The sequence below is a fragment of the Acetobacterium fimetarium genome (genome assembly GCF_014284475.1).
Taxonomy (GTDB): domain Bacteria; phylum Bacillota; class Clostridia; order Eubacteriales; family Eubacteriaceae; genus Acetobacterium; species Acetobacterium fimetarium.
The window spans coordinates 164,904-179,510 of record NZ_WJBC01000005.1; the positions used below are offsets into that span (position 1 = coordinate 164,904).

A 14,607-nucleotide genomic window follows, 5' to 3' on the forward strand; every position below is an offset into this window, starting at 1 on the left:
AGGGGTTAATTTGGATAGAGGAGAGGCCGTAGGCCTAATTGAAGCTATTGGGTTGGCCACTGCGATAGAGGCAGCAGATGCGGCGGTAAAGTCAGCAAATGTAAGACTTCTTGGCTATGAAGCATGTCGCGGTGATGGCATGTCGACCATCAAAGTGGTTGGCGATGTCGGAGCTGTTAAAGCAGCTGTTGAAGCTGCCACCGCTGCTTGTGCAAAAGGAAGAGGTTGCTGGACCAGCATTGTCATTGCCCGGCCCAGTGAAGGAATTGAAAAACTAATTTACAATAGGCAAACAGTTGGATATACAATGCCTGAAGAGCCTGAAACAGAAGCCGACATTGAAGAAAAACAAGAAGAAACGGAAGAAGAGTAGATGAAAATTGATCTTCCCGCGATTCAGACAAAAGTGATCTTTTGAAGAAAAGGTGTTGAGTATGAACGAAAACGAAAAAAAGGTAATTGAGCAGATCGTCATTAATACGGTCAAAAAATTATTAGACGAAAAAGAAAGCCCGAATCGAGTTGTTTTAGGAATATCAAACAAGCATATACACCTTTCCCAGGCGGATATTGATGTATTATTTGGAAAAGGATATGAGCTGACCAATATTAAAGACCTAAAGCAACCGGGACAATATGCGGCAAAAGAAACCGTTAAAGTTGTTGGACCGAAAGGCTGCTTTGATAAGGTCCGTATTTTAGGACCGGCAAGGCCCGAAAGTCAGGTGGAAATTTCTTTAACTGATGCCAGAAGTTTAGGTTTACATGCGCCAGTTTGTGAATCAGGTAAGCTGGAAGGCACACCAGGAATTACTTTAGAAGGACCAAACGGAAAGATAACACTTGATAAAGGCGTTATGGTTGCCCTGAGACATATTCATATGCCTCTTGATATAGCAGCAAAGCTTGGTATTAAGGATAAGGACTGGGTCAGTGTTGAAACGTGTGGTGTTCGGAAGACAATTTTCTGTAATGTATTAGCCCGCGTATCGGATAAGTTTGATTATGAAATGCATCTGGATACCGACGAGGCAAATGCAGCAGGACTAAAGAATGATGATTATTTAAAAATAATCCCAAACAGGTGAAATAATGGACTGGAAATCTGGAAATGACGCAATACTGGAATTTGCAGAGCTTATCCGTGAAAAAAAAGCAAACCCATACACCGGAGAGCTTAAAGTTGGCGTGGATCTTGGGACTGCAAATATTGTTATTGCAGTGGTTGACGAGAATAACCGTCCCATTGCAGGTGCTACCCAAAGAGCGTCAGTCGTTCGCGATGGTATTGTTGTAGACTATATCGGAGCGAGCCAAATAGTACGAAAACTCAAAGCTGAGGTGGAGGCAATATTGGGCGTGGATCTTTCATACGCCAAAGCTGCCACTGCCATTCCGCCGGGAATCATGGAAGGGAATGCGAAGATCATTGCCAATGTTGTGGATTCTGTAGACTTCGTTGTAACAAACGTGGTGGATGAACCGACAGCGGCAGCCACAGTGCTCGGCATCCGTGATGGAGCAGTAGTCGATGTGGGTGGTGGAACTACCGGGATCAGTATTCTTAAAGACGGTGAAGTCATCTTCACAGCTGATGAAGCAACCGGTGGAACACACATGAGTCTGGTACTGGCAGGTTTTCATCATATAAGCTTTGAAGAGGCAGAAGAACTTAAGAGAAACGAAGAACAACGAAAAATATTTCCGATTATCAAACCCGTGGTCGAGAAGATGGCATCCATTGTCAATCGATTCATTTCGGGATATGATGTCGATGTGATTTACGTGGTTGGCGGTGCCTGTATATTCGATGATTTCGAGAAAGTATTCGAAGCCGAAACCGGCATTAAAACCATAAAACCAGTAGAACCATTATTGGTAACACCCTTAGGGATCGCCTTTAATTGTCAAAGGTAAGGAATGTGGTGATAAAATTTGGACATGAATAAAATTCTCGATGACACTTTTATGGATGTTTTAATCCAGAGAATTGTTGATGAGGTTGTCAGACGAATAAAAAATCAACCCAAAAAGGCAGTTGTATTCTTTACAGGAGGAGCAATTGGATTCAGGCAGTCGATGGATTCACTGTTGAAATTACAAAAAGATGGTTGGCAATTAAAAGTTGTCCTTTCTGATGATGGTATGAAGGTATTAAATCCGGACGCTATTCAAAAGGAATTGAATCTTGATGTCGTCTATCACAGTGGAAATATCAAAAGCCAGAAAGAACTGTATAGTTCAGCAGATATTCTTATTATCGGAACCATGAGCATCAACACGGCTGCAAAAATAGCGACAGGTGTTACGGATTCGGTATTCCTGACGATCATTAACCATGGCATCATGGCTGGTGTTCCGGTGGTTGCTGCCAAAAACGCATGCGATCCGGATGATCCTCAGCGAGTAGCACTGGGAATGGGAAAATCACCCCAGAAGTATCGTCAATTGCTGATCAATAATATGAAGACACTTTCTGATTTTGGAATGCAATTAGTAGATGGTGAAGACTTATACGCTACTTGTATTGGTGGAACCCCCACAGTAAGCAAAGATTCAAGCGTCGCAGAACCAGCAGTTTCGGAAACGAAAGAACCAACGGTAAAGCCAACGATCACCGGAAAAAGTGGTGAATGTGTTTTAAATAAAAAAGTTATTTCACGTTCAGATATTTTAAAAATTCGGGATGCAGAAGTGGTCAAAATACCGGTCGGATCGATTGTGACGGAATACGCTGCAGAAGCCATTGATACATTTGGACTACAGATTACAAGGATTTAATGAGGGTGGTGAATTTATGCAGTTAGCAAAAGTAGTGGGAAACGTAGTATCAACCCAGAAGGATAAAAATCTGGTGGGTTGTAAGCTGCTGATTATTAAAAAAATTGACGAATATGGCGAATATGAGAAATATTCAAGTCAGTCAACAGCCATTGCGGTCGACTCGGTCGGTGCCGGCATCGGTGAAACAGTCATTGTAACATCAGGCAGTAATGCCCGTTACGTTTATGGTGATAAGATGGCCCCGCTGGATATGACCATCGTTGGCATTGTTGATGAAATTCAGATTGTTTAGTGGGGTGAAGAGATGCCTAATGTGTATACCAGAGGCGGGGATAAAGGCGAGACCGGCTTATTCGGGTCGAGTCGAACACCAAAAGACGATATCCGCGTTGATGCATATGGAACAATGGATGAAGCTAATTCAGCCATTGGCTTAGCCTATTCACTTTGCGAAGATGAAGAAATCCGTGAAATTCTGAACTATCTGCAAAAGAGAATTTTTGCATTAGGAGCAGAACTTGCCAGCGATGAAAAAGGCAAGACGATGTTGACGGATAAAATTGCCCAGGACGACGTTGATTATATGGAAGGCGTTTTGGACCATTATTTAGCAATAATCGGACCGCAACGGGATTTTGTTATTCCCGGTTCGAACCCGTCATCGGCAGCCCTTCATGTAGCGCGAACCGTTGTAAGAAGAGGTGAGCGACTGATTGTAACCTACAATCGGGAAAGTGAAGGAAGCCGACCGGAATTGGTAAAATTTGTGAATCGACTGTCGGATACACTTTTTGTTTTAGCGCGTACGGAAGAATTTAACGGGATGATCAAAGAAGTTGTCAACCGCGTTAAACAGAAAATCGAAGCGTTCGCAAAAAAAGCTGAAGCAGATGTTGAAGTCGATACAGAATGCCAGAAAGATGATTATTCATTACTCACTTTAGCAAAAAAAATGGCTGCAGCAGCCAGAGTCAAAGCGGAAGAAATAAATGTTCCAATCGTTTTTTCAGTTGTTGACACAGGCGGAAACCTGGCATACTTCGAACGTATGGAAGATGCACTATTGGCCAGCACCGACATTTCAGTCAATAAAGCATACACCGCCAATGCATTGAAAATACCGACAGATAAACTTCCGGGGCTGGTAAAAGAGAGCGGTTCTCTTTACGGCATCCAATGGACAAACAATGATCGCATGGTTGTATTCGGAGGTGGATATCCCCTTAAGTACAACGGTCAAATCATTGGCGCGATTGGAGTAAGCGGAGGAACTGTGGACGAAGACATGACAATTGCAAAATCTGCGCTCGCTATTTTATAAGCAGCTAATTATTTTTGGAGAAAGATATAAAACAAAAATTAAAACCAGAAAATGATTAGCTATGGCGAACAAAATGGCAACCGTGCAGCAGAAGATAGTTTAGTTGTACAAGCTGGACTAGCAGCTATAAAATAAGACAAAAAATTAACTTGATCCAGGAGGTACCTCGTATGAATATTGATACCACAGGTATTGAATATATTGTAAAAAAAGTAATGGCAGAAATTGATGGCGCAGAAGAAAGCGGTAAAGCGTTAAAAGACGGTGAGTTGGGTGTATTCGACGATATGCAGAATGCTATCGATGCAGCTCAAATTGCTCAAAAGTCCTATATGCGTGAAACGCTGGCATTCCGACGCAAAATGATTGCCGCCATGAGAGCGGAAATGCTCAAAAAAGAAAACATGGAAACCATCTGCCGCATGGCTGTTGAAGAAACCGGCATGGGCAAATATGAACACAAATTGATCAAACATGAACTGGCAGTAAAAAAGACACCTGGTGTTGAAGATCTTGTTGCCGAAGCATGGACCGGAGATGAAGGCTTGACTTTAATTGAGCAGTCACCATTTGGCGTTATTGGAGCTTCAACACCTTCAACCAACCCCAGTGAAACCGTCATCTGTAATTCAATCGGGATGCTGGCTGGCGGAAATACGGTCGTGTTTGCGCCCCATCCAAGTGCTAAAAAAACAAACGCTTTATGTGTAAAACTGTTAAACAAAGCGATTATTGAAGCCGGCGGACCAGAAAACCTGATCGTTACAACCGCTGAACCATCGCTTGAAAGTGCCAATCTGGTATTTTCGAGTCCCCAGATCAATATGCTCTGTGCAACCGGCGGCCCAGGAGTCGTAAAAGCGGTACTGCAGAGCGGCAAAAAAGGAATCGGCGCCGGCGCTGGAAATCCACCCGCACTGGTTGACGAAACAGCGGATATTGAAAAAGCAGCTAAAGACATTGTTGACGGATGCTGTTTTGACAACAACCTGCCATGTATTGCTGAAAAAGAAGTAGTTGTTGTTGACCAGGTAGCTGATTATCTGATGTTTAACATGAAAAAGAATGGCGCCTATGAATTAAAGGATCCTAAAAAGATTGAAGAACTGGCAGCGACCGTGTACCCTGATGGACGTCTAAGCCGTGATTTTGTAGGTCGCGATGCGATTACAATTCTAAAGGCAATTGGCATTGATGCGGATCCTTCAGTTCGTGTCATCATGATGGAAACCAGCAAAGATCATCTTTTTGCAGTCGAAGAACTGATGATGCCGATTCTTCCAGTTGTTCGTGTTAAAGATATCAGCGAAGGCATCGACGTTGCGGTAAACCTGGAACATGGTAACCGACACACAGCCATCATGCATTCAACGAATGTTAATAACTTAACTGAAATGGCGAAAAGAATTCAAACCACAATATTTGTTAAAAATGGTCCATCATTTGCAGGTATCGGCGTTGGTGGTGAAGGTCATACGACCTTTACGATTGCCGGACCAACCGGTGAAGGTCTGACGTCTGCTAAGACATTTACTCGCAAAAGAAGATGTGTATTAGTGGGAGGATTTGATATTAAATAATCGAGGTGTTGTTCATGAGCGCAAATTTAATTGAATTGGTACAAAACGCCGGCATCGTTGGTGCCGGTGGGGCGGGGTTTCCTACCCAGGTCAAACTTAATTGCACGGTTGACACGGTCGTTGTCAATTGTGCAGAATGCGAACCATTATTGCGCGTTGATCAACAATTGATGGCACAGGAGACTGTTAAGATCTTAACAGCTCTCCGAGCCGTTATGGATCACACACAAGCAAAAGAAGGCATTATTGGCCTAAAAAAGAAATACAAATCAGCAATTGAGTCATTAGACAAAGAATTGCCGGCATTTCCCGGAATAAGAACACATGTCCTAAAGAATTTCTATCCCGCGGGAGACGAACAGGTTCTTGTTTATGAAACGACAAAAAGAATCGTACCGGAAGGTGGAATTCCGTTAAATGTCGGAGCATTGGTTATAAATGTAGAGACTCTGTTGAACATTTATGATATAATGGTAAACAATATACCTGTTATGGATACCTATTTGACGCTAACAGGTGAGGTCAAAAATAAGATCACAACAAAAGTGCCTTTGGGCATAACGGTTCGCGAAGCTTTGGAATTAGCAGGCGGTACAACCATTGATGATTACGTTGTTATTAATGGCGGACCGATGATGGGAAAAATTGTCGATCTCGAATCCACGATTACCAAAACGACAAAAGGACTGATTGTATTGGCAAAGGATCATCCTTTGATTCTTTCCAAAACAAAGTCGATTCATGAAACCGTAAAGATGGCAGCAATGGCCTGCATGCAGTGTAATTACTGTACCGAATTGTGCCCTAGATACGCATTGGGACATGATTTGCAACCGCACAAGCTGATGCGTATTGCCGCATATGGTTCAACCTGTGATACGACCACCCAAGCCACAAACGCTTTTCTATGCTGTGCATGTGGCTTATGTCAATATGCATGTGTAATGGACCTACAACCTTGGAAGTTCAATACCATGCTGAAACAAGAACTTGGAAGCAAAGGGATAAAAAATCCTCATCACAATGCTCCGACCGCTGCCGAATCATTTAGAGAAGGCAAACAGATGGATGTTCACCGTTTAATATCACGATTGGGACTGACGAAGTATGATCTTCCGACCCCGATGGTTGAAACGGACAAAACATTCACCAAGGTCAACCTATTATTGTCACAACATATAGGTGCTCCGGCAATGGCAGTGGTGAAGGTTGGAGATCAAGTTGAAAGAGGACAACTCGTCGGGGATATTCCAGACGGGAAACTGAGCTCGAAAGTTTTTGCAAGTATTAGCGGCAAGGTAATTGCCGTGGATGGTGAAAAAATCACCATCGAGTCCTGAATCATATTTTAAAGGGGGATAATTATGGACTTTTCTTTATTAATCGCCGCATTTGGTGGTGGCCTTCTGGCTACAATGGTAGGTGGGTTAAACTCATTCATATTCTGTGGTATCGTAGCTTTCGCTGCTATATTCGGTGGACTAGCTGGCGCACCAGCTATTGGTCTTTTTGCTTTCGGCCCTGTTTTTGGACCGCACGTTGCATTTGCCGGTGGCGTCGCCGCTGCAGCTTTTGCAAAAACAAGAAATCATATTGAAGATGGTCAGGATATCGTGACACCACTTTGTAAAACTGGTGATCCGATGGTATTAATCGTTGGTGGTATCTTTGGTATGATCGGATTTATCATTCAATACGTTGTTTCAGCTCTTCTTGGACCAGTTATTTTCACTGGTATTCTGGGAACTGGAGCTGCTGGTTGGACTGATACCGTTGGGTTCACAGTAGTACTTTCTGCAATTATCACTCGTTTAGTATTTGGAAAAACTGGTCTTACAGGCAAAACACCGGCCGGAGAATCAAGAGACTACGTTGCCAAAGGTCAACGTTTGACATTTGTACTTGTTATGGGTCTTGGCCTTGGTCTTTTAAGTGGTGGCGTTGTTTCTGCTTTAGGAACGCTTGGTTTTGGCGGATCCGATGAAGCATTATACCTGTTTAATATGGCACCAACCATTTTCTTCGGTCTTGCTGCGATGAGTTTGATGATGATCCCAATGGGATTTGCATTTGAATGCTGGCACCATGTCGGTTATCCGGCTGCTTCAACTGCTGTTATCATCTTTACGGCTACCTTAAGTCCAGTTGCTGCTATTATCGGTGGCGCAATAACAGGTATGTTCACAATGTGGTTTGGTGATTTCTGCTTAAGAACTTTCAACAGTCATGCAGATACACACATCGACCCTCCAGCTTGTACAATCTTTGTTATGCAATTTATCAACTTAACAATTTTAGCTGGATTGATTTTTGTTGCATAAATAAATCGTGTTATTTGTTAGCAAAAACATGAATTCATTCACAGTATAGAAAGAAGTGGTATTTTGAAAAAAGCAGTTGGTTTTATGGAATTTAAGAGTATTCCAGTTGGCATAGAAGCCACTGATGAAATGCTGAAATCCGGAAATGTTGAGCTGCTGATGGCATCACCCCTTTGTCCAGGAAAGTACGTCAGTATTATCGCTGGAGATGTGGGAGCTGTTGAAGCGTCAATAAAAAATGGAGAGCATATAGGTGGCATTTATGTGCTGGAAGCTTACGTAATACCAAATATTCATGACGATGTTTTACCGGCGATGTTAGGTGCTGGCGAAATCGGAGACGTGAAATCATTGGGTATTGTTGAAACGATTAATGCAATCTCTTCAATTTTAGTAGCTGATATTTGTGCGAAAGCCGCAAATGTCGAGCTCATTGAAATTCGAATTGCTAGAGGCTTGGGTGGTAAAGGCTTTGTATTAATCACTGGCGAAATATCTTCTGTTAAATCAGCCATTCAGACGGCTAAAAATGAAATGGCAGAATCGAACCTCATTACAAGTTATTCGGTTATTGCCTCTCCTCACAAGGATATAAGAAAAATCATTTTTTAACAAAAGATAACAAATAAAAAGTATGAAAAAACAAATGGCTTCGGTCATTTGTTTTTTATACACCAAATTTCTATTTTTTATAAATGAACCAAGGCCACTTATAAAAAATAGAACTGAAAAAATGTAGAAAAGGAGGTTGTCATGGCTAGAAAAAGCAAACCTAAATCACAATTAATAAAAGACTCAACGGTAAAGACAAGTTCGGAAACAGTGAATTCTAGTGAAGTGGGGAATGAAGAAGTGGGTAAATTCGATGATTTTCTGAAGCGAGTTGGAAATACTTTCAAAGCATATGATGAAAAGTCTGAAACAACCATTGACAACGATTCAAAACCAGAACAAGATCATGAAGAAGATAGAATAGCAAAAGAAGCAGCGGAAGCAGCCAAAACAAAGGCTAAAGCGGAAGCGAAAGCAAAGGCAGATGCTAAGGCCAAAGCGAAAGCAGAGGCGGAAGTTAAAGCAAAAGCAGAAGCCAAAGACAAAGCAGAGGCAGAGGCCAAAGCGAAGGCAGAAGCTTTAGCAGAAGCCCAAGCGAAAACGGAGGCAGAAGCCAAAGCGAAAGCAGAGGCAGAGGCTCAAGCGAAAGCAGAGGCAGAGGCTCAAGCGAAAGCAGAGTCAGAAGCCAAAGCGAAAGCAGAAGCGGAAGCCAAAGCGAAGGCAGAAGCGGAAGTCAAAGCGAAAGCAGAGGCAGAAGCCAAAGCAAAAGTAGAGGCAGAGGCTCAAGCGAAGGCAGAAGCAGAAGTCAAAGCGAAAGCAGAGGCGGAAGCCAAAGCGAAAGCCGAGGCAGAGGCCAAAGCGAAGGCAAAAGCCAAAGCCAAAGCCAAAGCCAAAGACAAAGCCAAAGCAGCGGCGGAAGCGAAAACGAAGGCAGAAGCCGAAGAACAGCGAAGAAATGAACTGAAAAGAAAAGCAGCAGAACTGCAGGAAATGACCGTCAGAGCAAATGAAAGAGCCCTTGCAACAGAAAAGAAGATCCGCGAAGAACTGGCTCAGAAGCGTCAAAAAGAACAGGACGAAAAAAACCGCGCTTTAAAAGCAAAAAAAGAAAAAGAACTGCCTTTCTATCTGATGTAAAGTGTTGGCTGAAAAAGCTAACATAAATCATAAAAAGTTAGAAGTTCCCAGTAAAATCGGGAGCTTCTTTTTAATTGACGAGCTATACAAATAAAAGCGATTGTAATATAATTAAAATAAAAGTAAGATAAGAAAAAGAGGAGATTATGGCATATTTAGCACTTTATCGAAAATATCGCCCGCAAACTTTTGATGAAGTTGTGGGACAGGATAGCATAACGCGAATACTAAAAAATCAAATTCAATACAACCGTGTCGGGCATGCCTATCTTTTTTCAGGGATACGAGGCACAGGAAAAACATCACTGGCAAAAATATTCGCAAAAGCAATTAACTGCCCGAATGGTATTGATGGAAATCCCTGCAATCAATGCGAAGTCTGCCTGAAAATTGATCGACCCGGCGTGATGGATATCATCGAAATTGATGGTGCCTCCAATCGCGGCGTTGACGAGATACGGGAAATACGCGAAAAAATCAAGTATCCACCAACGATTGGAAAATACAAAGTCTATATTATCGATGAAGTGCATATGTTAACGAAAGAAGCATTCAATGCGCTGCTGAAAACCCTTGAGGAACCACCGGAACATGCCGTGTTCATCCTGGCAACGACGGAACCGGGTAAATGCCCAACCACCATTCTGTCGCGATGCCAACGCTACGAAATACGACCGATCCCCAAAGAACTGATTATCGGACAAATGAAAAAAATCTGCAAGGATCTCGGCGTGACAATGAGCGAACAGAGCTATGATTTTGTCGCAACACGGGGTGAGAATTCGATGCGTGATGCACTCAGTTTGTTGGATCAGATCGTCGATTTAAAAGACAGCGAAGGACATGTTGCCTTTGAAGAGTTACTGGCATTTACCGGGATGGCAGATAAAACGAATATTTACGATCTCGTTCAAAAAATCATCAAGGGAGACAGCAGCGGGGTACTGTTGTCGCTCAGAGAATTGGTCAGCCATGGGAAAGACAGCTTATTGTTAATGGATCAACTGATCGAGTATCTCAGAGGGATATTGATTACCAAAACAGCTAGGGAAACGGCAAAAGATATTCTGATTTGTACTGCCGAAGATTTTCAGGCGTATCAAGAGCTTGCTGACCAGATGACATTTGACAAGCTTTATCAGATGATTACCCAACTGATTGAAGAAAAAAACAAATTGAAATACAGCAGTCTGCAAGGGATCATCGTCGAGATGGCATTGCTGCGTTTATGTCTGGAAGATGAACCAGTCAGGCTGGAAATACAAAAGAAGTCGCCCAAGCCCAGGAAAGAACTGAATATCGCAGAGCAAAACCAAACGTCTACTTCAAAAACTGATCCTCCAGCCCAAGAAAAGGCCGTCACAACCAGACAAAGACCAACGATACCAGAGACTACCGACAGCCAGCATACAACGGCGAAGGCATCGCCAAAAATGGATCAACAAGATCCCAAGCAAGAAAAAGAGACGCCCTCAAATAATACAACGAAACATGATGAGATGCGGTTGTTCAAGAAATTATGTGATGCCATTGGCGCGACCAATTCAGGACAGGCTATGTTTTTAAAACGGGGCGAGCCGTCACTGCAAAGTGACGATCACCTGGATATTGTCTATTCAACAGAAAACAGGAATTTCTTCCAGTTTGTCAACAAGCCGGAACTGGTGGAAAGTTTCGAAACCATTCTGTCCCAAGCGGCGGGGCGAAAAATCACGGTTGCTATAAAACTTGAAGAAGATAATTTCAACGAACTGGATTTGATTGAAAAAACGCGGCGCATTGTAAATGATGATGCGGTCAAGATTATTAAAGATGAATCATGAAAAGAGAAATCAGGCAAAAAAAGATAGTGATATCGCTTATGTTTTAATGTTATAATAGTCACGTTATTAAGATAAGAAAGAGAACTCAGGAGGATATAATGGCTAAACGAAAAATGCCCGGTGGAATGGGCGGCGGAAATATGAACAACATGATGAAACAAGTGCAGAAAATGCAGCAAGATATGGAAAGACTACAAAGTGAGCTGGAAGAAAGAGAGGTTGAAGCAACTGCCGGCGGCAGTGCTGTGAAAGTGGTTGCAACCGGAAAGAAGATCATAAAATCAATCAAAATTGATCCCGAAGTTATCGATGAGGATGATATTGAAATGCTTGAAGATCTCATTTTGGCAGCGGTCAACGAAGCGATGACAAAGGCTGAGGAAATGGTCAATTCAGAGATGGGAAAAATCACCGGCGGTATGAACATTCCGGGTCTGATGTAGGTTTGTGAATGGGTTATTATCCAAAAACCCTGGAACGGTTGGTTCTTGAACTGGGAAAGCTGCCGGGTATCGGCGAAAAAACAGCTCAGAGACTGGCTTTTCATATCATCAATCTATCGGACGAAGACATCAACAGCCTATCAACTGCACTGGTATCGGCAAAAGAAAAAATTGTTTTATGCAAAAAATGTTTCAATATTACGGATAAAGAGATCTGTGATATTTGTGAAAATCCCAAGCGTGACCAGCAGACGATTTGCGTCGTGCAAAACAGTCGGGATATCTTTGCCATTGAGAAGACGCGGGAGTACAACGGTCTTTATCATGTACTGCATGGAGCAATTTCTCCTTTAGATGGCATTGGTCCCCAGGACATCAAGGCAAGAGAACTTTTGTTACGCATTGGCGAAAATGATATTAAAGAAGTAATAATGGCAACAAACGCAACCGTCGAAGGCGAAGCGACAGCCATGTATTTAGGTAATCTGATCAGCCCGTTAGGAGTAACAGTGACGCGACTCGCCAAAGGAATCCCCATCGGAGCAGATTTGGAATATACAGATGAAATTACATTGATTAAAGCCTTTGAAGGAAGAAGCAAGATATAAAAACTTTATCAGATGATTGCAAAAGTGCCGTATGCTTTGCAATCAGTTTCGCACGAAACACCAGAAGAAATCGCTACGCGAATTTCTTCAAGGTCGCGGGCAGTCGCCAACTACAAGCAAGCTTGTGATTGGCTCGTTGCCTTCGCGAATTTTTTACACTGTACAGCGGACAGTCTAGCGACTGTTCGCCTACACGTTACAAAATTGTTTGTGGAAACTAATCACAAAGCAACAATTGTTCGGTGCTGATGAGTTTTGCAATTACTTAAAACCTTACAAAAGGAGCGTTGAAAGATGTTTATTAAAGAAGGAATTAATGCGTCACCGGGAATTGCGATTGCAACCGCGCATGTGTACGAAAAATGCGTGATGGAAGTCAATCATGGCAAAGTCGATGATACGCAAAGCGAGATTGAAAAATTTCAGGGAGCGATAACGGAAAGTCGCAAGCAAATAGAAGCCATCCAGGCAAAAGCCATTCGTGAGCTTGGCGAAGAAGAAGCGGCTATTTTCGGAGCCCATATCATGGTTCTGGAAGACCCCGAGTTTGTCGACGGCGTCGAAGCGGAAATTAATGAAAATCAATGGGGTGCAGATTATGCGGTAAAACTGGTGACCGATCGGTTTTATCTGATTTTTGATCAAATGGATGATCCCTATTTCAGTGCCAGAGCAGCCGATATCAAAGATGTTGGAAATCGCGTGCTGCTGAACATTCTCGGAATCGTGCAGTCCGATTTATCCCAACTTGAAGAGGATGTGATCATCATTGCCGATGATCTGACCCCATCGGATACAGCTCAGATGGATAAAAATCGGGTCAAGGGTTTTGCCACCAATGTCGGGAGTCGAACATCACATACGGCCATCATGGCAAGAAGTATGGAAATTCCCGCCGTTCTCGGTCTGGGGGATATCACAACAACAGTAAAAACAGGAGATACCATTGTCGTGGATGGGCTAAACGGTAAGGTGATCATCAATCCCGATCACGGACAGCTGGAAAACTATGCGCAAGAGAACCGGAAATACCTTGCCTATCTGAAGGAACTGGAAGAACTGAAAGATCTTGAGGCGATTACGCTTGACGGACATAAGGTAGAGCTGGTTGGAAATATCGGAGAACCCAATGATGTTGCTGGTGTGTTGCACAACGGCGGAGTCGGTGTTGGTCTCTATCGGACCGAGTTTTTATACATGAACAGCGATACCATGCCCGGGGAAGAAAAGCAGCTGGCCGCCTATCGCTCTGTCCTGGAGGCATTCCCCGATGGTCCGGTGATCATTCGGACACTGGATATCGGTGGCGATAAAAAACTGCCGTATTTATCCCTGGATGATGAGATGAACCCCTTTCTGGGGCTACGCGCAATCCGTCTTTGTTTTAAAGAGGTGGAGCTGTTCAAAATTCAGCTGCGGGCGATTTTAAGAGCAAGTGTTTATGGGCATGCTTATATCATGTTTCCGATGATATCTTCGGTCACAGAAGTCAGACAGGCAAAGGCAATGGTCTCAGAATGCATGCAGGAATTGGACGAAGCCGGCATTTTATATGATAAACACATTAAAATCGGGGTCATGATCGAGATACCGGCAGCCGCCATGACGGCAGATATTATTGCAAAAGAAGTGGACTTTTTCAGCATCGGCACCAATGACCTATGTCAATATGCCCTTGCCGTCGATCGGATGAACCAGGAGGTATCCTATTTATACGATACCTTCAATCCCGGCATTCTGCGTCTGATTAAACTGGTGACAAAAGTCACGGCACCGCAAACCGGTTTATTTACCGGGATGTGCGGTGAAATGGCCGGCGATCCGGCGGCGACAATTTTACTGCTGGGACTGGGACTTGACGAATTCAGTATGAGCGCATTTTCCATTCCCCAGATAAAAAAAATCATTCGCAGCGTTCGCTATGAAGATGCCAAAGTCATCGCTGAAACAGCGATGAATCTGGAAACAGGTGAAGAAGTATTGGATTATATGCTGGCAGAAATGAAAAAATTGAATATCGATATTAAATAAATTACTA

The 14,607-nt window shown here is 43.1% G+C and carries 15 protein-coding genes; all 15 read left to right on the top strand.

Features of this window, described 5'->3' with window-relative positions:
• The first annotated feature begins 10 nt into the window (after positions 1-10).
• Complete coding sequence (locus GH808_RS15535; protein WP_186841778.1) at positions 11-373, top strand: BMC domain-containing protein; 363 nt, start codon at positions 11-13, stop codon at positions 371-373.
• Between the two features lie 61 nt (positions 374-434).
• On the top strand, positions 435-1,088 hold the full coding sequence (gene pduL / locus GH808_RS05510; RefSeq protein ID WP_186841779.1) for a phosphate propanoyltransferase: 654 nt from the start codon (positions 435-437) through the stop codon (positions 1,086-1,088).
• A 4-nt stretch (positions 1,089-1,092) separates the two neighbouring features.
• On the top strand, positions 1,093-1,917 hold the full coding sequence (eutJ, locus tag GH808_RS05515) for an ethanolamine utilization protein EutJ (RefSeq protein WP_186841780.1): 825 nt from the start codon (positions 1,093-1,095) through the stop codon (positions 1,915-1,917).
• A 24-nt stretch (positions 1,918-1,941) separates the two neighbouring features.
• Positions 1,942-2,781, top strand: coding sequence for a flavoprotein (locus tag GH808_RS05520; RefSeq protein WP_243166124.1), 840 nt, complete (start codon positions 1,942-1,944; stop codon positions 2,779-2,781).
• Between the two features lie 16 nt (positions 2,782-2,797).
• Positions 2,798-3,076, top strand: a complete 279-nt coding sequence (locus GH808_RS05525; protein ID WP_186841782.1) for a EutN/CcmL family microcompartment protein — start codon at positions 2,798-2,800, stop codon at positions 3,074-3,076.
• Positions 3,077-3,088: 12 nt separating this feature from the next.
• A complete protein-coding gene (locus GH808_RS05530) occupies positions 3,089-4,105 on the top strand; it encodes a cob(I)yrinic acid a,c-diamide adenosyltransferase (RefSeq protein WP_186841783.1) in 1,017 nt (338 codons plus the stop codon).
• 170 nt (positions 4,106-4,275) lie between these two features.
• Positions 4,276-5,685 (top strand): aldehyde dehydrogenase family protein, encoded by a 1,410-nt coding sequence (locus GH808_RS05535; RefSeq protein ID WP_186841784.1) that lies wholly within the window; start codon positions 4,276-4,278, stop codon positions 5,683-5,685.
• Positions 5,686-5,699: 14 nt separating this feature from the next.
• On the top strand, positions 5,700-7,025 hold the full coding sequence (locus GH808_RS05540; RefSeq protein ID WP_186841785.1) for a 4Fe-4S dicluster domain-containing protein: 1,326 nt from the start codon (positions 5,700-5,702) through the stop codon (positions 7,023-7,025).
• Positions 7,026-7,049: 24 nt separating this feature from the next.
• On the top strand, positions 7,050-8,006 hold the full coding sequence (locus GH808_RS05545; protein ID WP_186841786.1) for a DUF7973 family transport facilitator: 957 nt from the start codon (positions 7,050-7,052) through the stop codon (positions 8,004-8,006).
• Between the two features lie 63 nt (positions 8,007-8,069).
• A complete protein-coding gene (locus GH808_RS05550) occupies positions 8,070-8,618 on the top strand; it encodes a BMC domain-containing protein (protein ID WP_186841787.1) in 549 nt (182 codons plus the stop codon).
• A gap of 141 nt (positions 8,619-8,759) precedes the next feature.
• Complete coding sequence (locus tag GH808_RS05555; protein ID WP_186841788.1) at positions 8,760-9,695, top strand: hypothetical protein; 936 nt, start codon at positions 8,760-8,762, stop codon at positions 9,693-9,695.
• A 146-nt stretch (positions 9,696-9,841) separates the two neighbouring features.
• Positions 9,842-11,518 carry a DNA polymerase III subunit gamma/tau gene (gene dnaX, locus GH808_RS05560; protein ID WP_186841789.1) on the top strand — a complete coding sequence of 559 codons (1,677 nt, stop codon included), beginning with the start codon at positions 9,842-9,844 and terminating at the stop codon, positions 11,516-11,518.
• Between the two features lie 98 nt (positions 11,519-11,616).
• Complete coding sequence (locus GH808_RS05565; RefSeq protein ID WP_186841790.1) at positions 11,617-11,961, top strand: YbaB/EbfC family nucleoid-associated protein; 345 nt, start codon at positions 11,617-11,619, stop codon at positions 11,959-11,961.
• An 8-nt stretch (positions 11,962-11,969) separates the two neighbouring features.
• A complete protein-coding gene (gene recR, locus GH808_RS05570) occupies positions 11,970-12,569 on the top strand; it encodes a recombination mediator RecR (RefSeq protein WP_186841791.1) in 600 nt (199 codons plus the stop codon).
• 294 nt (positions 12,570-12,863) lie between these two features.
• Positions 12,864-14,600 carry a phosphoenolpyruvate--protein phosphotransferase gene (gene ptsP / locus GH808_RS05575; RefSeq protein WP_207722262.1) on the top strand — a complete coding sequence of 579 codons (1,737 nt, stop codon included), beginning with the start codon at positions 12,864-12,866 and terminating at the stop codon, positions 14,598-14,600.
• The last annotated feature ends 7 nt before the right edge of the window (positions 14,601-14,607 follow it).